The 19274-nt window shown below is 66.6% G+C and carries 20 protein-coding genes; 7 read left to right on the top strand and 13 right to left on the bottom strand.

The window, feature by feature from the left end; all coding sequences use genetic code 11:
- Positions 1–23 precede the first annotated feature (23 nt).
- From flgF to flgL, 7 genes are all read left to right on the top strand, one after another.
- A complete protein-coding gene (flgF, locus tag T31B1_RS00680) occupies positions 24–779 on the top strand; it encodes a flagellar basal-body rod protein FlgF (RefSeq protein ID WP_353247534.1) in 756 nt (251 codons plus the stop codon).
- 85 nt (positions 780–864) lie between these two features.
- Positions 865–1647: a flagellar basal-body rod protein FlgG gene (gene flgG, locus T31B1_RS00675; RefSeq protein WP_353247533.1), complete on the top strand. Its 783-nt coding sequence runs from the start codon at positions 865–867 to the stop codon at positions 1645–1647.
- A gap of 19 nt (positions 1648–1666) precedes the next feature.
- Positions 1667–2362 carry a flagellar basal body L-ring protein FlgH gene (locus T31B1_RS00670; RefSeq protein ID WP_353247532.1) on the top strand — a complete coding sequence of 232 codons (696 nt, stop codon included), beginning with the start codon at positions 1667–1669 and terminating at the stop codon, positions 2360–2362.
- A gap of 11 nt (positions 2363–2373) precedes the next feature.
- Positions 2374–3507: a flagellar basal body P-ring protein FlgI gene (locus tag T31B1_RS00665; RefSeq protein WP_502950901.1), complete on the top strand. Its 1134-nt coding sequence runs from the start codon at positions 2374–2376 to the stop codon at positions 3505–3507.
- Positions 3507–4712, top strand: a complete 1206-nt coding sequence (gene flgJ, locus T31B1_RS00660; RefSeq protein WP_353247531.1) for a flagellar assembly peptidoglycan hydrolase FlgJ — start codon at positions 3507–3509, stop codon at positions 4710–4712. Before T31B1_RS00665 ends, flgJ begins: the two co-directional genes overlap by 1 nt.
- Before the next feature lie 240 nt (positions 4713–4952).
- Positions 4953–6566, top strand: a complete 1614-nt coding sequence (gene flgK / locus T31B1_RS00655; RefSeq protein WP_353247530.1) for a flagellar hook-associated protein FlgK — start codon at positions 4953–4955, stop codon at positions 6564–6566.
- Between the two features lie 31 nt (positions 6567–6597).
- Positions 6598–7821 (top strand): flagellar hook-associated protein FlgL, encoded by a 1224-nt coding sequence (gene flgL / locus T31B1_RS00650; RefSeq protein WP_353247529.1) that lies wholly within the window; start codon positions 6598–6600, stop codon positions 7819–7821.
- Positions 7822–8077: 256 nt separating this feature from the next.
- On the opposite strand, the gene fliR is transcribed toward flgL, so the two are convergent.
- The 13 genes from fliR to fliF are packed head-to-tail and all read right to left on the bottom strand — an operon-like array spanning position 8078 to position 19183.
- Positions 8078–8866 (bottom strand): flagellar biosynthetic protein FliR, encoded by a 789-nt coding sequence (gene fliR / locus T31B1_RS00645; protein WP_353247528.1) that lies wholly within the window; start codon positions 8864–8866, stop codon positions 8078–8080.
- Positions 8867–8885: 19 nt separating this feature from the next.
- Positions 8886–9155: a flagellar biosynthesis protein FliQ gene (fliQ, locus tag T31B1_RS00640; RefSeq protein WP_353247527.1), complete on the bottom strand. Its 270-nt coding sequence runs from the start codon at positions 9153–9155 to the stop codon at positions 8886–8888.
- A 13-nt stretch (positions 9156–9168) separates the two neighbouring features.
- Positions 9169–9930: a flagellar type III secretion system pore protein FliP gene (gene fliP, locus T31B1_RS00635; protein ID WP_353247526.1), complete on the bottom strand. Its 762-nt coding sequence runs from the start codon at positions 9928–9930 to the stop codon at positions 9169–9171.
- Between the two features lie 7 nt (positions 9931–9937).
- Positions 9938–10447 carry a flagellar biosynthetic protein FliO gene (fliO, locus tag T31B1_RS00630; RefSeq protein WP_353247525.1) on the bottom strand — a complete coding sequence of 170 codons (510 nt, stop codon included), beginning with the start codon at positions 10445–10447 and terminating at the stop codon, positions 9938–9940.
- Positions 10444–10944 (bottom strand): flagellar motor switch protein FliN, encoded by a 501-nt coding sequence (fliN, locus tag T31B1_RS00625; protein WP_353247524.1) that lies wholly within the window; start codon positions 10942–10944, stop codon positions 10444–10446. The genes fliO and fliN overlap by 4 nt, the downstream gene beginning before the upstream one ends.
- Positions 10941–11951, bottom strand: coding sequence for a flagellar motor switch protein FliM (gene fliM, locus T31B1_RS00620; RefSeq protein WP_353247523.1), 1011 nt, complete (start codon positions 11949–11951; stop codon positions 10941–10943). Before fliM ends, fliN begins: the two co-directional genes overlap by 4 nt.
- Positions 11952–11955: 4 nt before the next feature.
- Positions 11956–12483, bottom strand: coding sequence for a flagellar basal body-associated protein FliL (gene fliL, locus T31B1_RS00615; protein WP_353247522.1), 528 nt, complete (start codon positions 12481–12483; stop codon positions 11956–11958).
- Between the two features lie 24 nt (positions 12484–12507).
- On the bottom strand, positions 12508–13908 hold the full coding sequence (locus tag T31B1_RS00610) for a flagellar hook-length control protein FliK (protein WP_353247521.1): 1401 nt from the start codon (positions 13906–13908) through the stop codon (positions 12508–12510).
- Between the two features lie 20 nt (positions 13909–13928).
- Positions 13929–14372 carry a flagellar export protein FliJ gene (gene fliJ, locus T31B1_RS00605; protein ID WP_353247520.1) on the bottom strand — a complete coding sequence of 148 codons (444 nt, stop codon included), beginning with the start codon at positions 14370–14372 and terminating at the stop codon, positions 13929–13931.
- A gap of 4 nt (positions 14373–14376) precedes the next feature.
- Entirely contained in the window at positions 14377–15768 is a 1392-nt protein-coding gene (gene fliI / locus T31B1_RS00600; RefSeq protein WP_353247519.1) for a flagellar protein export ATPase FliI, read from the bottom strand.
- A complete protein-coding gene (locus T31B1_RS00595) occupies positions 15768–16445 on the bottom strand; it encodes a flagellar assembly protein FliH (RefSeq protein ID WP_353247518.1) in 678 nt (225 codons plus the stop codon). The genes fliI and T31B1_RS00595 overlap by 1 nt, the downstream gene beginning before the upstream one ends.
- Complete coding sequence (fliG, locus tag T31B1_RS00590; protein ID WP_353247517.1) at positions 16438–17442, bottom strand: flagellar motor switch protein FliG; 1005 nt, start codon at positions 17440–17442, stop codon at positions 16438–16440. The genes T31B1_RS00595 and fliG overlap by 8 nt, the downstream gene beginning before the upstream one ends.
- Positions 17435–19183, bottom strand: coding sequence for a flagellar basal-body MS-ring/collar protein FliF (gene fliF / locus T31B1_RS00585; RefSeq protein ID WP_353247516.1), 1749 nt, complete (start codon positions 19181–19183; stop codon positions 17435–17437). The genes fliG and fliF overlap by 8 nt, the downstream gene beginning before the upstream one ends.
- Positions 19184–19274: the final 91 nt, after the last annotated feature.

Below are 19274 nucleotides of genomic sequence, written 5' to 3'. Positions count from 1 at the left end.
GCAGGCGAACGGCGGCATAAGACATGGACAAGCTCATCTACACCGCGCTCAGCGGCGCGACCCAGACACTCGATCGTCAGGCCGTGGTGGCCAACAATCTGGCCAATGCCTCGACGGTCGGCTTCAAGGGCCAGCTGTCGATGTTCCGTGCCGTGCCGGTCAACGGCGCGGGCCATGCGACCCGTGCGATCGCCGCCGACACCACGCCCGCGGCGGATTTCGCGCCCGGCGCGATGACGCGTACCGGGCGTTCGCTGGATGTCGCCATCGACGGCGATGGCTGGCTGGCGGTCCAGGGCGATGACGCCGGCGAAGGCTATACCCGGGCCGGCGATCTGCAGCAGGACGCCGCCGGGCTGTTGCGCAGCAACGGGCACGTGGTGCTCGGTGAAGACGGCCAGCCGCTGGTGCTGCCGCTGCAGGCCGAGGTGTCCATCGCCGCCGACGGCACGATCTCGGCGCTGGGCGCGGGCGATGCGCCGGACACGCTGGCCGAGGTCGGCCGTCTGAAACTGGTCAATCCGCCGGTCGAACAACTGGTGCGCGGCGGCGACGGCCTGTTTCGGCTGCGGACCGGGCCCGGCGAACAGGCGACGCCGCTGGTGGCCGACGACACGGTGCGCGTGGTCGGCGGGGCGCTCGAACACAGCAACGTCAGCCCGGTCGAGGCGATGGTCGCCATGATCGGCAACGCGCGCCGCTTCGAGATGCAGATGAAGATGATCAGCACCGCCGACGAGAACGAACGCGGTGCCAACCGTCTGTTGTCGCTGAGCTGATTCACACACGCGGGCCGGCCGCTTTCGCGGTCGGCGTCAACACGCCGTGTCGACACCTGTCGCGCGGTTCACGGGGGAGTTCGTCATGATCCGTTCACTCTGGATCGCCAAGACCGGGCTGGAGAGCCAGCAGGTCAAGCTCGACACGGTCGCCAACAACCTGGCCAATGTTTCCACCAACGGGTTCAAGCGCTCGCGCGCGGTATTTCAGGATCTGCTCTACCAGGACATGCGCCAGCCGGGTGCATTGTCCTCGGTACAGACGAATCTGCCGTCCGGCATGCAGGTCGGCTCCGGCGTGCAGCCGGTCGCCGCCGAGCGACTGCATACCCAGGGCAACCTGGAGTCGACCGGCAATTCCAAGGATGTCGCCATTCAGGGTAAAGGCTTCTTTGCGGTGCAGATGCCCGACGGCACCACCAGTTTCACCCGTGACGGCGCCTTCCAGATCGACCAGAACGGACAGCTTGTCACTGCGTCGGGATTTCCGGTGGAGCCGGCGATCGTGATTCCGCCGAACGCCCTGTCGATCAGCATCGCCCAGGACGGCACCGTGTCGGTGACCCAGCCCGGCAGCGGCGAGAACGTCGAGGTCGGCCAGATGCAGCTGAGCACGTTCATCAACCCGACCGGTCTGCAGAGCATCGGCGACAATCTCTATCGCGAAACCACGGCCTCCGGCCCGCGCAACGACAGCATCCCGGGGCTCAACGGCGCCGGTCTGCTGCGACACAAGTTCGTGGAGACCTCGAACGTGAACGTGGTCGAGGAGATGGTCGACATGATCGCTACCCAGCGCGCCTACGAGATCAACTCGAAGGCGGTCGAGACCTCCGACCAGATGCTCCAGCGTCTGGCGCAGCTGTAAGCCGATGGCGCACGCGAACATGGTTCGCGCGCCGGGCAGGCGGTCAGCGCGTTTGTGGCGGCTGATCGTGACGCTGGCGTGTCTGGCGGGTCTGGGCGCGTGTGCGCAGTTGCCGCGCAAGAACGTCGTGGAAGGGCCGACCAACACGCCGCCGGCGCTGCCGGCCGCCGCGCCGGCCAACGGCTCGATCTTCGCCTCGGCCTATACCAAGCCGCTGTTCGAGGATCGGCGGCCACGCCAGATCGGCGATATTCTCACCATCGTTCTCGACGAAAACGTCAGCGCGACCAAAAGCTCGGCGGCCAACGCCTCGCGCGACGGCTCGCTGACATTCAAGCCGACCGTGGTGCCGGACGTGCTTGGCGGCCTGTTCGACGACCAGGACGCCGACCTGTCTGCGAAGCACGATTTCGACGGCCGCGGCGGCGCCAACGCCTCCAACACCTTCGTGGGTACGATTACCACCACGGTGATGAACGTACTGCCCAACGGCAATCTCGAAGTCGCCGGTGAAAAACGGATCGGCATCAACCAGGGCGTCGAGTACATCCTGTTCTCGGGCACGGTCAATCCGCGCATGATCCGTGCCGACAGCACGATTACCTCCAACCAGGTCGCCAACGTGCGCCTGGAATACTACGGCGACGGCTATATCAACGAGGCCCAGAACATGGGCTGGTTCCAGCGTCTGCTGCTCAACGTTTCGCCATTCTGAGGGCGTCGCTCATGCGTATGACCGTGTTCCGTTGTCGGCTGCCGCGTATCGCGCCGGGATTGATCGCAATCGCGACGACGCTTGCGATCGCAGGGGCCGCCCAGGCCGCACGGCTGGCCGATATCGCCAGTTTCCAGGGCGTGCGCTCGAACCCGCTGGTCGGCTATGGCCTGGTGGTGGGGCTGGGCAATACCGGCGATCAGACCACACAGACGCCGTTTACCGGCCAGGCGCTCAAGAACATGCTGACCCAGCTGGGCGTGACCATGCCCACCGGCACCAACATGCAGCTCAAGAACGTGGCCGCGGTGATGGTGACCGCGAGCCTGCCGCCGTTCGCCGGGCCCGGCCAGACGCTGGATGTGACGGTGTCCTCGATCGGCAACGCCAAGAGCCTGCGCGGCGGCACGCTGCTGATGACGCCGCTCAAGGGGGCCGATGGCCAGATCTATGCGCTGGCCCAGGGCAACGTGCTGGCACCGGGCATCAGCGCCGGCGCGGCCGGCAGCAGCGTGCAGGTCAACCAGACGGCGGCCGCGCGTATTCCCAACGGCGCGGTGATCGAACGCACGGTGGCCTCCGATCTGGCCGACAACGGCGAGATCGAACTGGAGCTCAAGGAAGCCAACTTCGATACCGCGCTGCGCACCATGAATGCGGTCAACCAGACGTTCGGACGCAACATCGCCAGCGCGCGCAACTCGCGGGTGATCACGCTGCAGACCCCGGTCGACGACAGCGCCAAGGTGGCCTTTCTGGCACGCGTACAGAATATCGACGTGACCCCCGGGCAGGCACGGCCGCGGGTCGTGATCAACTCGCGGACCGGCTCGGTGGTCATGAACACCACCGTGACGCTCGACCAGGCCGCGGTGGCCCACGGCAATCTGTCGGTGGTGATCGACTCCAACCCGATCGTCAGCCAGCCGAACGCGTTCTCCGGCGGGCAGACCGCGGTGGTGCCCAATGCGGACGTCACCGTGCAGGAGGGCAGCGGCGCGTTGAACATGGTGCGTGCCAGCGCGACCCTGCGCGACGTGGTGAACGCGCTCAACCAGCTCGGCGCCACCCCCACCGATCTGATGGCCATTCTGGAAGCGCTCAAATCCGCCGGCGCGCTCAACGCCGATCTGGAGATCATCTGATGGCGGTCGATGCCAGCGGCAGCTTTGCCCTGGATGTCCAGTCCATCACCCGGCTCAAGCATTCCGCGCGCGCCGCCCCACAGCAGGGCCTGAATCAGGCCGCGCGCCAGTTCGAGGCGCTGTTCCTGCAGAAGATGCTCGAGACCATGCGCGAGGCCATGCCCAAGAGCGGGCTGTTGCACAGCCATCAGAGCGATACCTACGACTCGCTCATGGACCAGCAATGGGCACAGACCCTGGCTCGTCGCGGCATCGGCCTGGCCGACATGATGACCCGACAGATGCAGCGTCCCGAGTCCCAGGGCGCCGGCGCGACGGATGCGGCGGCCGGTATCGCCACCGCCCGGCCGCGTGTGTTGTCGGCTTCCGAGGCGCTGCCGGGCGCCCCGGCGCCTGCGGCGCTATCCGACCGTCCGCGGCCGGTGGTCGATACCGCCGCGGCCCCGCCGTTGCGGGATGTGCCGGCCTACGCGCCAACGCCCCTGGTGGCCCTGGACGGGACGGCCGGCACGCGCGAGGCGGCTTCGCGGGCGCTACTGCCGGACCACGTCAACGCGTTCATCGATCGCATGGGCGGCGCGGCCCGCACGGCGGCCCGCGAGACCGGTGTGCCACAGCACCTGATTCTGGCCCAGGCCGCGCTCGAGACCGGCTGGGGCCGGCACGAGACCACCCGTGCCGATGGTCGGCCGAGCTACAACGTGTTCAATATCAAGGCCACCGGCTGGTCCGGCGACACCGCCGAGGTCATGACCCATGAATACGCCGGCGGCCAGGCCCGGGCCGAGCGCGCGGCCTTCCGGGCCTACGACTCCTACGACCAAGCCTTTGCCGACTATGCTCGGCTGATCAGTCGGTCGCCGCGCTATGCCGGGGTGGCCGCCGCGCCCAACGCCGCCGCCGCCGCACATGAACTGCAGGCCGCCGGCTATGCGACCGATCCGGCCTATGCCGACAAGCTGGTGGCGATCATGCGCCAGTTCGAGGGCGTGGGTACGGCCGCACCGGCCGTCGTCGAACTGAACACGAGCACGCCGTTGTTCGAGGAAGTCGCCGCCGATGACGCACGTATCGCGCGCAACGATCCGGGACTGACCCGTACCACGCCTGGCGCGATGACGACCGACAGGCCGCTGGCCACGGCCGCTGCCCGTGGCCTGGCCGAGCCGCCGGCCCAGGCCGAGACGCTGGCCCGGCTGTTCTAGAAGACGGTTGATGTGTCGTGCAAGTGCCGGGTCTTGGCATGCGCCGACATCCTCTCGCAGCGCGCTGTCGGACGATCTCTTGCCGGACACGCCGCCGGTTGCGGCAGGGGGACATGGGCCATCGGCCCATCTATGGTGCCGGCGCGTCGGCACAGGCGGTCGATTCAAGATCGTCGCCGGCTGGCCGTTAGTATCGACATGACCACGGCACGGGTCAGACACGTCACGGGAAGCGATTGAATGTCCAGTCTTTTCGGTATCGGCTATAGCGGCCTGAGCGCTGCCCAGAGCGGCATGTCGACGGCCAGCAACAATATCGCCAACGTCAATACGCCCGGCTATACCCGCCAATCGCTGCGTCTGGAGCAAAGCGCACAGTCCGGCGGTCAGGGCGGCGTGGGCGTGGGCGCGGTCCAACGCAACTATCAGCAGTATCTCAGCGGCCAGCTCAACGACGCTCGCAGTACGGCAAGCGCGCTGGACAGCCATCTCGGCCAGCTGTCGCAGATCAACAATCTGCTGGGTGACGGCGATGCCGGTCTGGCACCGCTCATGCAGCAGTTCTTTGCCGGCCTGCAGACGCTGGCGGGCAGCCCCGACGACGCCGCAGCCCGCGAATCGCTGTTGGGAGACGCCAACAGCATGGCCGCCCAGTTCCAGACGTTTGCCGGCTACCTCGACGATATGGGCCGCAGCGTCGCCACCCAGATGGAAGGCGCAGTGGGCCAGGTCAACAACTACGCCGAGCAGATCGACCGTCTCAACGAACAGATCACCCTGGCACGCGGACGCACCGGTGCCGAGCCCAATACGCTGCTCGACAAGCGCGATCAGCTCGTCTCGGAGCTGGGCCAGCTGATCAATATCGATGTCGCCATCCAGGACGGCAATACTTACAACATCACCGCCGCGGGCCAGCCGTTGGTGGACGCCACCGGCGCCCATTCGCTGGCATTGGTGCGATCGGCTGGCGACCCCACGCGCCGGGTGATCGCCTATGAAGCGCCGGGCGGCGCACGGCGCGAGCTCGACGCCTCCCAGATCAGCGGCGGCAGCCTCGGCGGCCTGGTCGCGTTTCGCGACGGCTCGCTGGAGTCGGCCACGCTGTCGCTCGATCAGCTGGCCCACGATCTGGCCGACAAGATCAACGACGTGCACGGCCAGGGCACCGATCTGGCCGGCAACCCCGGCACGGCGTTGTTCGAAACGGCGCGGCCGATCAGCCTCGACAACGCCCGCAATACGGGCACGGCCACACTTCAGGTCGCTTTCAGCGACGACGGCATGGCCGACATCGCGGCCAGCAACTATCGCGTGGCGTATGAAAACGGCCAGTACAGCGTGACCCGAGTCAGCGACGGCCAGCGTACCCGCTTCGGTAGCGACTCTTTTTCGATCGGCGGTGTCGATATTGCGGTCGAGGGCACGCCGAACGAGGGTGACTCGTTCCTGATCAAGCCGCTGGCCGGTGCCGCGGCAGCCCTGAATGTGTCGATCACCGACCCGGCCCAGATTGCTGCCGCCCAGGGCGGTGGCAGTGGCGACAATCGCAATGCCCAGGCACTGGCCGACCTGCAGAACGCCAAGACGGTCGAAGGCAATCGCAGCTTCAACAGCCAGTATGCCCAGCTGGTCAGCGATATCGGCAACCGAACCCGCACCCTGCAGGTCAACGGCGAGGCACAACAGACCCTGACCGGCGAGCTCGAGAACGCCCAGCAGTCGATTTCAGGCGTCAATCTCGATGAAGAGCGGGTCAACCTGCTGTATTACCAGCAGATGTATCAGGCCAACGCCAAGGTGATCGAGACCGCGGCCAGCCTGTTCGACACGTTGCTGGGCATTCGCGCCTAACCGATCGCAATTGCCCGTCAGGAGAGCTTTCATGCGTCTGAGCACCAACACGATCTACGCCATGGGCAGCCAGGCGATCCTGCGTCAGCAGAGTGAAGTGGCCGATATCGGCCAGCAGCTGGCCAGCGGTCGGCGTATCGTCACGCCCGCCGACGATCCGCGCGCCGCGGCCCAGGCGCTGAATGTCTCCCAGGCCGCCCAGGTCAACGCGCAGTTCGCCGACAGCCGCGAGATCGCCCGGCGGAGCCTGTCTGCCGAGGACAACGAGCTCGACAGCGTGATCGATGCCCTCACGGCGGCCAAGCCTCTGTTCGTGCAGGCCGGCAACGGCACGCTCAGCGACGCGGACCGCGACTCGATCGCCACCCAGCTCGAAGGCATCCATGCCCAGCTGCTGGGCAATGCCAACGCCCAGAACGGCAACGGCGGCTCGTTCTTCTCCGGTTACCGGACCGACGCGTCGGCGTTCCTCTTCGACGAGACCACGGGCGTGGCGACCTACAACGGCGATGCCGGCCGCCGCGAGCTGCGCGTGGACTCGTCGCGCACCATGCCGATCAACGATACCGGGCGCGACGTGTTCGCGAGCGTCACGGCCGGCGCACGCTATGTGGCGCGCGCCGGGGCCGACAACGCCGGAAGTGCGGTGTTCGCCGGGATCGGCGTGCGCGACAGCGCCGCGACCGACTACGGCGACAGCTTCGAGATCACGTTTGCAGACAATGCCGGCGAACTGAGCTACAGCGTTCGCAATACCACGACGGCCACGGACGTGGTCAGCGGGGCTGTCTTCGAACCCGGCCAGACGCTGACTATCGGCGCCAGCATGAGCCTGCGTATCGACGGGATGCCCGCCGACGGCGACGCCTTCACGCTGGGCAAGGGTCGCCCTGAAGACAGCAATATTCTGAATACCATCGCCGGCCTGGCGGCGCAGCTGCGCCAACCCGACGACGGGCCCGCCGCCGGCGCCGCACTGGCCAATACGCTCAACAGCGCCCAGCGACAGCTCGACAATTCGCTCGATAACGTGCTGTCGGTGCGTTCGTCGCTGGGCGCGCGTCTCAACGAGCTAGACGTGCTTGACCGGGCGGGCAGCAACCGTGACGTCAATTACAAGTCCAGCCTGGCCAATCTGCAGGACGTGGATCCGGTCAAGGCGATCTCGGATTATTCACTGGCCCAGGTGGCGCTGCAGTTCTCACAGAAGACGTTCGCCGACATTCAGCAGATGTCCCTGTTCAGTCTGGTGTAGGCCCGTGGCCATCGGCTGTTCGAACATCGCGCGGCGTTGAACCCGACGCGTCGGGGCTGGGTTCTGTCCGCCTCGATAGACGCCTGGCCTGAGCCGGTCGAACGGCTCGGCATCGCAGTCGCTCGACCGCGCCGTGTCGTGCGGCCGGTGGCCTGACGGGAGCGATCGGCAAAGCCGGCTCATGACAATGGTGCGCCGCATGCTGTATCGGTCTCGAGCGCCCGGTGATCGTCGCCGCGGGCGGCTTGTGCCCGGCCTAGCCGCCGGCCAGCGCGGCGGCCACATGGGCCATGGCCTCGAGCCCGGCGACGAACATGCGCGAGAACACGCTTCCCAGTTCCGGCGTCATGAACGCGAGCACGGTCAGCCCGGCCAGCAGGGTCAACGGAAAGCCGACCGAGAAGATCGACAGCTGCGGCGAGGCACGGTTTAGAATGCCCATCGTCAGGTTGATGGTCAGCAGCGCGGCGATCAGCGGCAGCGCCAGGCCCACGCCGGCGGTGAACACGGTCGCCCCCCACAGGGCGGCGGTCTGCCAACCCGCGGCACTTAGCCCGCCCGCCCCGATCGGCAGCGTGGTGAAGGTATCGGCCAGGATGCGCACCATGATCAGATGCCCGTCGAAGGCCAGGAAGAAAAGCATGGCGAAGGTGTTGAGAAACTGCGAGAGCACCATCGCGTTGGTGCCCATGGCCGCCGAGAAGAACGAGGCGAAGCCCAGGCCCATCTGCAGGCCGACATAGTCTCCCGCGGCCTGAACGGCGGCGAACACCACCCGCATCGTAAGCCCGATCGCGCTGCCGATCAGTATCTGCTGCACGAGCAGCCACACGCCGGTAAAAGATACAGGAGCCACGTCGGGAATACGGTCGACGGTGGGCGCGATCACCAATGCAAGGGCGACGGCGATGCCGATCTTGCCCAGGCGCGACAGCCCGTTTTCGCCGAAGACCGGCGCCACCGCGACGAATGCCAGAATCCGTACGAAGGGCCACAGGAACGCCATCGCCCAGCCGGTGAGCTCGTCCGACGTGAACTCGATCATGGCCGGTACGCGCCGGGGCTCAGCCGATCAGCCCGGGGATGGACAAAAACAGTGTTCGGGTGAAGTCCTGTATCAACCCCAGCATCCAGGGGCCGGCCACGATCAGCACCGCGAACACCGCCAGGATCTTGGGAATGAACGACAGCGTCATTTCGTTGATCTGGGTCGCGGCCTGAAAAAGGCTCACGATGAGGCCGACCAACAGGGCCGTGGCGAGCAGCGGTCCGGCCAGCAGCAGGGTGATCTTCATGCCCTGATAGGCCAGTTCCATGACGGTGGTGGGGCTCATCCGGTTTGGCTCCTCATCCCATGAAGAAACTCTGCGACAGCGAGCCCACGAGCAGGGTCCAGCCATCGACCAGTACGAACAGCATCAGCTTGAACGGCAGCGAGATGGTCGCCGGCGGCACCATCATCATGCCCAGCGACATCAGCACGCTGGCCACCACCAGATCGATCACCAGAAACGGGATGAAGATGGTGAAACCGATCTGGAAGGCGGTCTTGAGTTCGCTGGTCACGAACGCAGGCAGCAGCAGACGCATCGGTACATCCTCCGGGCCCTGCATGGGGGGCATGTCGGCGATGTTGGCGAACATGGCGATATCGGTTTCGCGGGTCTGATGCAGCATGAACTCGCGCATGGGCGCGGCGCCGGCCGACAGCGCCTGCTGAAAGGTCAACTCGCCAGCGGACAGCGGCTCGTAGGCCACCTCATAGACACGCTCGAACACCGGCGACATGACGAAGAACGTCAGGAAAAGCGCCAGGCCCAGCAGTACCTGGTTGGGCGGCGCGGTGGGTGTACCGAGCGCGCTGCGCAGCAGGCTCAGCACGATGATGATGCGCGTGAAGCCGGTCATCATCAGCAGCACCGCCGGCAGGAAGGCCAGCGAGGTCAGCAATACCAGCGTCTGTACCGATAGCGTCCATTCCTGGCCGCCGCCGGCCAGCGGTGCGCTGACGATACCCGGCAGCGGAGCGCCGGATTGCGCCAGTGCGGCGGTACTGGCCAGCAGAGCGAACATCATGCCGAACACACGTAGCCTGAGCACAACCCTCATCGTCGGCTCAGCGAGCGCGTGAACGCGACCAGCGCGCCGTGGCCTGACGAAGATTGTGGGCAAACGCGGTGCCGAATGTCGGCGCTGTATTGTTTGCCGGGCGCCCGTCTTGGGCGCTCGCCTGGGCGACGAGCGTGTGCAGCGTGTTCACCTGGCTCGGGGTCACCCCAAGCACCAGCCACTGATCGTCGATCTCGACGACCACCACCCGTTCGCGCTGGCCCACTGCGCGACTGGCGACGACCTTGAGCAACTCCGGGTTGTGCCCGCGTGCCCCGTTAAAACACCTCAACAGCCAGGCGCAGAGCAGGATCACGGCGATGACCGCGATCAGGCCTATCGAGGTTCGTCCCAACGTAGCGGCGTCCACGCCCGGACTGGGCTGCGCGAACCCGGGCTCGGCCTGGCTCGCCGAGTGCGTCTCGGTGGTCGGCGGGCATGCCCAGCCGGGCGAGGCCGCCGTCGAGGCTGTGTCCGGCCGCGACTCGCCGTGCGCGTCGAGCGGGGTGTCGGTCATCGGTTGAGCTTGTTGATGCGTTCGCTGCGGGTGACGATCTCTGTGATCCGGATGCCGTACTTGTCGTCGACGACCACGACCTCGCCCTGGGCGATGAGATAGCCGTTGATGAGGATATCCATGGGTTCGCCGGCCAGCCCGTCCAGTTCGACGATCGAGCCCTTGGCCAGGTCCAGCAGCTCACGGATCGTCAGCCGGGTCTGGCCGAGCTCGACCGAGAGCGTGACCGGAATATCCATGATCATGTCGAGCTCGCGCGGCGCGGGCGTCTCGTCATCGCCCTGCAGCGGCTTGAACACGCGTGCCTCGGCGCTGGTTGCCCGCGCAGTGTGCGACGCCTCCGCGGCCTGGTCTGCCTGCTCGGCCATGGCTTCGGCCCAGGCCGCCTGCGTCTGATCGCCCGCCTGCCCGGATGTGGCCTGCTCGCCCATGGCGGCTGCCCAGTCGTCTGCGCTCACCGGTGAATCTTCCCCGGAGCGGGATTTGTCGTCGGTCATGATTTTTTTCCCTGATACGAAGCGGGCGCGATGTGATCGATCACACGCGTGACCCGTAGCGCCTTGCGATCGCCGATACGTCCGTAATCGCAGTTGAAAACCGGCACCCCGTCGACCCGTGCGGTGATCTCGGCCGGCAGCGCGATCGGCAGTACATCGCCCACGGAGAGGCGCTGGACACGTCCAAGCGTGCTGGCCAGCTCGGTGAAGTCCGCGGTCAGGCGTACATGCGACTGCTTGACCTCGCCGGCGAGCTGATGGGTACGGAAGCGTTCTTCGTCCGGATCGGTCTTCTGCAGCGGCCCGGACAGCAGCTCACGGATCGGTTCGAGCATCGCGTAGGGCATGCAGATATGAAAATCGCTGCCGAAGGCGCCCACTTCGAGATGAAACGTGGTGTTGACGACCAGTTCGTTCGAGGTCGTGGTGATGTTTGCAAACTTCACCTGCATTTCGGCGCGCTGGTATTCCAGTTGGAGCGGGTAGACGCTTTTCCAGCCCTCGGCATAGCTGTCGAGGGCCAGGGCCAGCAGCCGCTGAATGATGCGCTGTTCGGTATGGGTGAACTCGCGGCCTTCGGACTTGGTCAGAAAACGTCCGTCGCCGCCGAACAGGCTGTCGACTACCAGATAGACAAGGTTCGGCGGAAATACCACCAGCGCATTCCCGCGCAAGGGCTTCATGCTTATGAGGTTGATATTGGCCGGTACCGGCAGATTACGGGTGAAATCGCTGTATTTCTGAATCTTCACCGAACCAACCGTAATATCCGCGCTGCGCCGGATGAGGTTGAACAGCGACATGCGAAAATGGCGGGCGAAGCGCTCGTTGATGATGTCGAAGGTATGCAGACGTCCGCGTACCACGCGCTGCTGAGAAGCCGGATCGAACGGGCGTACACGACGGCCGTTGGCGGCGTCGCTGCCGGCCGCTGGTTCGTCGTCGCCGCTCACCCCCTTGAGCAGCGAGTCGATTTCTTCCTGCGAGAGGATGTCGTCGTTGCTCATCGGGCTACTGAACGATGAAGTCGGTGAACAGCACGTTGTCCACGGCGACGGGATCGCCCTCGACGGTCAGCGGCTCGGCGATGCGCTCGCCAAGCTTTGTGGCCAGGGTCTGCTTTCCCTGGCTGGATACAAGATCTTCGGCGTGCTGATCGGACAGCGTCATGAGGATCCGGTTGCGCACCCGGGGCATGTAGTTGCCCAGCTGCGTGGCAGCACTCGCGTCGGCGACCTGTACCGACATGCGCACGTACAACACGCGGCCGCTGTCGCCGGCCAGGTTGACGGTCAACGGTTCGATCGCCACGAAGACCGGCTCCGGTGGCGGTACCCGGGTCGTCCGGGCCTGGTTGTCGGCAGGCTGGCCGTCATCGCGCATCATGAAATAGGTGGCGGCGACGGCGCCTGCCCCGACCGCCAGCACACCCAGCACGATGGTCAGCAGCAGGACGAAGGATATCCGGCCCGACTGGCGTTCGGACGGTGGCAACGGGTTCGAGACCATGGCTAGGACGATGACCTGTACAGAACGCATGTCGGGCATGCGGATGAAAACCAATCAGGCGAAAATATCGATACCGCCCGCCGGCGACCGGCCGTGGGCAATGGGTGTATCGGTGACCGCAACGCGCGAGTCAACGACAGCGTTTGCTGGCTCCGGCGCGCTGAAGTCGGCCGGTCGGTGCTGACCAGCGGACGAGTCTTGCTGGCTGCGCTGATCGCCGACCGACGTGTCGCCCAGCGCGATGCCGGCCTCGGCGAAGGCGTGACGCAGTTGCGGCAGGGCCGACTCGACGGCCGCGCGCACGTGAGCGTGTGGTGAGCTGAAATGCAGCTGGGCCTGTTCGCCCATCTTGAGCGAGATCTGCAGTTGGCCGAGCTCGCGAGGGTAGAGCGTGAGTTCGGCACGGCCACCGTCGGCGTGACTGAGCCGCAGCGACTGGCGGGTTACCGCGCGTTGCCAGGCGTCGCTGCCCAGCGGCGCATCGACAGGGCCAGCGAACATCGCGCCGGCCGGGACAGCGGCTGCTGCAGGGTGTCCGGCAGCGGCGCCCGACGGGATGGCGCTGGGCGTCGCCGAGGCCATGGCGCTCATGGAAACGGGCCCCGTATCCGAGTGCGCAGCGGCGCTGCGTGCCGTCGCGTCTCCGCCGGCCAGCGCCACGGTGCGTTCGATAGGTCGGTTGAAGCCGGCCTGCTGGACGGATTCCGCGGCCGAGCCGCCCTCGCGTGTGCTCAGCACATCGGCGAGGTTTGCCGGGGGCAGGGTGCGATCGGCCCGGGCGCGCGCGCCAGGGGCGTGTACCTGTCCCGCGCGTTCGGTCGTGACGGTATGCCGTGGTCGTGTGTCGGGTTGCCGGGCTGGATTCTCACCCGCGATTGCCGCCCGGGCGGGCAGCAGCGCCGGATCGATCACGCCGATCAGCGGATCGGACGTTGAGTCGTCCGCGGATTTGGTGGGCGAATCCGTATCGTTCGAGTCGCGGTCGCTGGTGGGCTCCACCTGGTGTGCGGGGCCGTCGCCGGCCTCGGGTCCGGGAGACCCGGTGCCATCGAGCATGGACCCTGCATGGCCACGCGTATCCGATGCCCCGCCGGCGGCCGCCGCCGAGTCCGGGCGATCGGCGCCAGCAGGCGACCGGCCGATCGCGGCACGACCGTCGCTGGGCTCTGGCCGTACCTCGGACGGCCGCGCCCGGGCTGTCCTGGCGCCGTTGTCGGCAGGCCCGGGGCCGCGCGTGCGCTCGGCCCCGCGCTCGTTCGAGCGCTGGCCCGTCTCACCCGAGTGCGGTCTGGGCGATGAGGCGTCGCTCGGCCGGACGCGCTCGACCTGACGTTGGGCCAGCGTTTCGGCGAAGCCGGGCTGGCCGGTATCGTATTGGCCGCTCGCGCGGGAATCGGCCGCGCGCCCGGCGGCCGGGCCGCTGGCTGCGGCCAGGTTGACTGGATGAACGCTCATCCCGGTTTCCCCCAAGAAAACTAGCGTGTGCCGCGCACGCCGAGGCGGCTGGCGAATTCGTCGGTGGTCTGCTGTTCGCGCTTGGCTTCGGCGCGGACCGCGCTGTCGCGGCGGCGAGTGGCCAGCACGTCGTAGGATTGCAGGCGGCGTTGGCGGTCCTGCCACTGGTGTTTGCCGCCGGCCACACGCTGTTCGCTATGCGCCAGCGCCTGCCGCTGGTGGGCGATCGCGCCATCGAGCGAAGTCAAGAAACGGCGGTAGTTGTCCAGACTGGCCATGCTCAGGCCTTCGGCCATATGAGCTTCCAGCCGTTGCCGATATTCCTGGCGATAGGCGATCAACGCATCAAGCTGCTGTTGTGAATGTCGATGTGCGTTGTAGAGCCTGCCCAGGGCGACGGCCGCGGCATCGCGCTGATCGGTCGCCAGTTCCAGCAGGGTATCCAGAGCGGTGGCCGCGGGCATCGAATCAGTCCTCCTGCGGGATCAGCTCGGCCAGCCCACGGCTGGCCTCGACGAAGTCGCTGCGCTGGTTCATGGGCTGCTGCAAGAAAGCCTCGAGCTGCGGGTACAGTGAGATCGCACGATCGAGCGTCGGATCGCTACCTGCGGCATAGGCGCCGACGTTGATCAGATCGCGGTTGCGTTCGTAGCGGGAGAACATGCGCTTAAAATACTGCACGTCCGCGAAATGCGTTTCGTCGATAAGCGCCGTCATTGCGCGACTAATCGAGGCTTCGATATCGATCGCGGGGTAGTGGCCGGCCTCGGCGAGCCGCCGCGACAGCACGAAGTGGCCGTCCAGGATCGCCCGCGCCGAATCGGCGATCGGGTCCTGCTGGTCGTCGCCTTCGGTGAGCACGGTATAGAAGGCGGTGATCGATCCCTTGTCGGGCGAGTCATTGCCGGCGCGTTCGACCAGAGTCGGCAGTTTGGCGAACACCGAAGGGGGGTAGCCCTTGGTGGCCGGTGGCTCGCCCACGGCAAGGGCGATTTCGCGTTGTGCCATGGCATAGCGGGTCAGCGAATCCATGATCAGCAGCACGTGCCTGCCGCGCTCGCGGAAATCCTCGGCCAGCCGGGTTGCATAGTCGGCGCCCTGCAGGCGCAGCAGGGCCGAGGTGTCCGCGGGGGCCGCGACAACCACGGCTCGGGCCAGACCCTGGGCGCCGAGGATGTTGTCGATGAAGTCCTTGACCTCGCGCCCGCGTTCGCCGATCAGCCCGACCACGATCACATCGGCGCTGGTGAAGCGCGCCATCATGCCCAACAGCACGCTCTTGCCGACGCCGGAACCGGCGAACAGGCCCAGACGCTGGCCGCGGCCCACCGTGAGCAGGGCGTTGATCGCGCGTACGCCCACGTCCAGGACATCGCTGATCGGCGCGCGCTTGAGCGGGTTGAGTCTGGGCCCGGCCAGCGAGGCATGGTCGGGCTCGACCAGCGGTCCGCGATCGTCGAGTACGCGCCCGCGTGCGTCGACCACCCGGCCCAGCAGTGCATCGCCCACCGGCAGCTGCTTTCCGGCGCCGGCCCGCGCGCCGGGCGGCGCGAGTACCGGCCATACGCGCGCACCTGGTACCAGCCCGGCGGTTTCCACGAACGGCATCAGCAGCAATCGGTCGCTGGTGAAGCCCACGACTTCCGCTTCGGCCAGCCGTCCGCCTTCGGCCTGCTCGATCCAGCAATGCGCGCCCAGCGCCAGGCGCAGACCGACCGCTTCGAGCACCAGTCCGCTGGCACGTACCAGGCGGCCGCGTTCACGGGTGCGGCTGAGCGTCGCGACCCGGTCGCGGGTTCGCCGTACGTGGGTCTGCCAGCAGTCCAGCAGCTGCTCGGCGGTGGGCTCGGACGGGGTCATCAGTGCTCGCCGTGGCCGACCGCGTGCAGCAGCCGACGCCAGCGATCGTCGGCGCTGGCGTCGATCTCGTTGTGTTCGGTCTCGATCCGGCAGTCGCCGCGGGCGAGATTGATATCGGCCCGTAGCTGCCAGCCGGCGGCGGACAATGCCTGCGACAGCGTCGTCTGAATCAGTGCCAGATCCTCGATGTTGACGAACAGCGTCGGCTCGCCGGTGAGCCCGGCATGGCCTTCCAGGAGTTCCTCGATATCGTCGAGGATGTGTTCGGGCTTGATCTCCAGGGCCCGGCCGGCGAGCTGGCGACCCGTCTCGATGGCCAGTTCCACCAGATCGTAGGCGAGCCGGTCCTCGAGCGCGTCGGCGGCCTGTCTGAAAGTCGCGGCCAATTCGCCGATCGGGGCCAGACATGCGGCCAGCTCGGCGGCCAAAGCGCTCTCGTGTTCGGCGCGCACCTTGGCCTCGCCCTCGGTATAGCCGGCAGCAAGACCTTCGGCGTGGCCGGCCTCGAAGCCTTTCTGCCGGGCTTCCTCCTTGGCGAGTTCGAACAGCGTCATGCTGATCTGGTCTTCGCGTCGACGCACCGGTGTAACGGACGGGCGCGGGCCGCTTTCGGCCACACGCCGTTCCAGACGGCCCATCTGCCAGCGTTGCCAGGGCGCCTGCGCATCGCTAGACATATTCGTCGTCGTCCTTGCTCAAGGTGATTTCGCCGGCGTCGGCCAAGCGTCGTACCTGATCCAGAATGCGCTTGCGCTCGGCCTCGACCTGCGACAAGCGCAACGGTCCGCGCATTTCCATGTCTTCGCGCAGCAGTTCGCCGGCGCGGTTGGCCATGTTGTCGGTAAAGCGCTGCTGCAACCCAGCCGAGGTGCCTTTCAAGGCAACGGCCAGCGTATTGGTATCCAGGTCCTGGAGCAGACGCTGGATGGTTCGATTGTCGGCGCTCTCCAGATCCTCGAAGACGAACATCTCGTCGAGGATCTTCTGGGCGAGCGCTTCATCGTGTATGCGCACGCTGTTGATCACGCTCTCTTCCTGGGCCGAGTTCATCAGGTTGAGAATCTCTGCCGCCGTATTGATGCCGCCCATCTTGCTGCGCTTGAGGTTCTGGCCGTCGAGCAGGCTCGATAGTACTTCGGTGAGTTCGGCCAGCGCCGCCGGCTGTACGCCGGAAAAGGTGGCTACCCGCAGTACGACGTCGTTGCGCAGGCTCTCGTTGAAGTGGGCAAGTACTTCGGAGGCCTGGGCACGCTCCAGATGCACCACGATGGTGGCGATGATCTGCGGATGTTCGTCGCGAATCATTTCCGCAACGACATTCGCCTCCATCATGTTCAGCGCGTCGATGCCGGCGCCCTGACCGGTGTCGAAGATATCTTCCAGCAGCCCCGAGGCGCGTTCCTCGCCCATCGCCTTGATCAGAATCGAGCGGATATGGTCGCTGGAGTGCAGATTGACGGCGCTGTATTGGTCGAGCTCTTCGTTGAACTCGCGCATGACCGCGCCGATGCGTTCGTTGGAGATATGGCTCAGCCCGGCCATGCGCAGGCCAAGCTCCTGAGCGCTGTGCGGTGGCAGGTGCTTGAACACCTCCGCGGCAGTGTCCTCGTCCAGAGCCATCATCAGGATCGCGCTACGCTCGATGCCGGCTTCATCGAATGGCGGCCTAGCCATTGGTCATCCATCCCTTGACGATCATCGCCACCATCCGCGGATCGTTGCGCGCGACCTCCTGTGTATTGTCGAGCAATGCGGTGTACTGCTGGCGCCGCTGCTGACGCAGGCGCGCCTCGCCGGCCTGCTCGTCGCCCGGCTCGGCCGCCGTGGCCGGTGCCGTGCCGGGTACGCCGGCCGCCGTACTCGCCGGAGCAGAGCCGGTCGCGCGTTCGAGCAGCGGCTTGACGAGCTTGCGCCAGAGCATCCACGCGACCACCACGAGCACCAGATACTTGAGCATCTGCTCGACCAGCGCGAGCAGCGCCGGCTGCTGCCACCAGGGGGCTGCAGCCGGCTCGGCCGCGGCCGGGGCCTGTGTGAAACGGGTATCGACGACTTCCAGCGAATCGCCGCGGTCGGCTGAATAACCGATGGCGCTGCGCACCAGATCACGGATCTGCTGCATGCGCTGGGGATCGACCGCTTGTGTAAGCGTATCGGTTTTCGTGGCCGGTGCGGCCGGGTCGTCATCGCTTGCCGGCGGCGTGAGGACTGCCATCGCCGCCCGGTTGATCACCACCGCGGCCGACAGACGGCGGATACGGCCTGTTTCGAGTTTGACGTGCTCGATGGTGCGATCAAGTTCGTAGTTGATCGTCGAGCCACTGACTGTCGTGCCATCGTCGCTGCCGCCGCGCTCCAGCCCGGTCGCACCGGCGGTCTGCAGCGCGCCGCTGTCTTCGGCCGACGACTCGGCCGGCGCGTTGATCGGCGATGGCTCGTCCGGGGCCGGACGGTTGCTCAACGCGCCCGGCACGCCGCCGATGCCGGCGCCGCCGTTGGCCAGGTTCAGACTGCGTTGCTCGCTGCGGACCGACGCTCGGTCGGGATTGCGGTTCGGGGCATAGGTTTCCTGGGTGCGTTCACCTACCGAGAAATCCACGTCGGCCACCACCTGGGCCCGTACGTTGTCCGCGCCCACGATCGGCGCGAGGATATCGCGGATGCGTTGACGATAGGCCGACTCGATCTGGGCGACATAATCGAGCTGATGGGCGCTGGCGCTGCGCCCCGGCCCGCCTGCCTGGTTCGACAACAGATGACCGGCGGCGTCGACCACGGTCACCGCATCGACAGGCAGTTGGGTCACGCTGCTGGACACCAGGTGCGCGATCGCGCTGACCTGGCCTTCGCTCAAGCTGCGGCCGTCGTACAGCTCGAGTACCACCGAAGCCGTGGGCGTGTCGCGGTCGCGCACGAACACCGACGATTCCGGAATGGCCAGGTGCACGCGCGCGCTGGCCACTTCGTTGACGGTCTCGATCGAGCGGGCCAGCTCGCCTTCCAGCGCGCGGTTGTAGTTGACGTGTTCGGCGAACTGGCTGATGCCGAACGACTGGTTATCCATCAGTTCGAAGCCCACGCCGGCGCCCTTGGGCAGGCCCTGGCCGGCCAGCGACAAACGGGTGCTATCGATGGCGTCGCGGGGCACCAGAATGGTGCTGCCGTTGGCAGCAAAACGATAAGGCACCTGCATCTGGTCGAGTTCGGCGATGATCTCGCCGCCGTCGCGATCGGACAGGCCCGAATAGAGTACGCCGTAGCTCGGCCCGCGGCTCCACAGCAGCACGCCGACCAGCACCGTGATCGCGACGGCCACGCCGACCACCAGCGGTAGTCGCGGGTTGGCGCGCAACTGTTCGAGCAGCCCGGGCTTGACCTGCCCGGCCGCGCCCGGCGGCGATTCGGCGCTGGCCATTCATTCCCCCCGTGAAGACCGGCCGTCTTGCCGACGGGGCCCAATCCAAAGATATGCCGGCTGGGGCCGTCGATGTCCGTGACGGACACCC

The organism is Salinisphaera sp. T31B1 (genome assembly GCF_040361275.1).
GTDB lineage: Bacteria > Pseudomonadota > Gammaproteobacteria > Nevskiales > Salinisphaeraceae > Salinisphaera.
Note: the sequence above shows the minus strand (reverse complement) of the source record. Positions and strands in the feature narration are given on the sequence as shown.

Bases quoted from the DNA above. Each gene is read 5' to 3' on its own strand.
- flgF (WP_353247534.1), top strand. From the start codon at position 24: ATGGACAAGCTCATCTACACCGCGCTCAGCGGCGCGACCCAGACACTC.
- flgG (WP_353247533.1), top strand. From the start codon at position 865: ATGATCCGTTCACTCTGGATCGCCAAGACCGGGCTGGAGAGCCAGCAG.
- T31B1_RS00670 (WP_353247532.1), top strand. From the start codon at position 1,667: ATGGTTCGCGCGCCGGGCAGGCGGTCAGCGCGTTTGTGGCGGCTGATC.
- T31B1_RS00665 (WP_502950901.1), top strand. From the start codon at position 2,374: ATGCGTATGACCGTGTTCCGTTGTCGGCTGCCGCGTATCGCGCCGGGA.
- flgJ (WP_353247531.1), top strand. From the start codon at position 3,507: ATGGCGGTCGATGCCAGCGGCAGCTTTGCCCTGGATGTCCAGTCCATC.
- flgK (WP_353247530.1), top strand. From the start codon at position 4,953: ATGTCCAGTCTTTTCGGTATCGGCTATAGCGGCCTGAGCGCTGCCCAG.
- flgL (WP_353247529.1), top strand. From the start codon at position 6,598: ATGCGTCTGAGCACCAACACGATCTACGCCATGGGCAGCCAGGCGATC.
- fliR (WP_353247528.1), bottom strand. From the start codon at position 8,866: ATGATCGAGTTCACGTCGGACGAGCTCACCGGCTGGGCGATGGCGTTC.
- fliQ (WP_353247527.1), bottom strand. From the start codon at position 9,155: ATGAGCCCCACCACCGTCATGGAACTGGCCTATCAGGGCATGAAGATC.
- fliP (WP_353247526.1), bottom strand. From the start codon at position 9,930: ATGAGGGTTGTGCTCAGGCTACGTGTGTTCGGCATGATGTTCGCTCTG.
- fliO (WP_353247525.1), bottom strand. From the start codon at position 10,447: ATGACCGACACCCCGCTCGACGCGCACGGCGAGTCGCGGCCGGACACA.
- fliN (WP_353247524.1), bottom strand. From the start codon at position 10,944: ATGACCGACGACAAATCCCGCTCCGGGGAAGATTCACCGGTGAGCGCA.
- fliM (WP_353247523.1), bottom strand. From the start codon at position 11,951: ATGAGCAACGACGACATCCTCTCGCAGGAAGAAATCGACTCGCTGCTC.
- fliL (WP_353247522.1), bottom strand. From the start codon at position 12,483: ATGCGTTCTGTACAGGTCATCGTCCTAGCCATGGTCTCGAACCCGTTG.
- T31B1_RS00610 (WP_353247521.1), bottom strand. From the start codon at position 13,908: ATGAGCGTTCATCCAGTCAACCTGGCCGCAGCCAGCGGCCCGGCCGCC.
- fliJ (WP_353247520.1), bottom strand. From the start codon at position 14,372: ATGCCCGCGGCCACCGCTCTGGATACCCTGCTGGAACTGGCGACCGAT.
- fliI (WP_353247519.1), bottom strand. From the start codon at position 15,768: ATGACCCCGTCCGAGCCCACCGCCGAGCAGCTGCTGGACTGCTGGCAG.
- T31B1_RS00595 (WP_353247518.1), bottom strand. From the start codon at position 16,445: ATGTCTAGCGATGCGCAGGCGCCCTGGCAACGCTGGCAGATGGGCCGT.
- fliG (WP_353247517.1), bottom strand. From the start codon at position 17,442: ATGGCTAGGCCGCCATTCGATGAAGCCGGCATCGAGCGTAGCGCGATC.
- fliF (WP_353247516.1), bottom strand. From the start codon at position 19,183: ATGGCCAGCGCCGAATCGCCGCCGGGCGCGGCCGGGCAGGTCAAGCCC.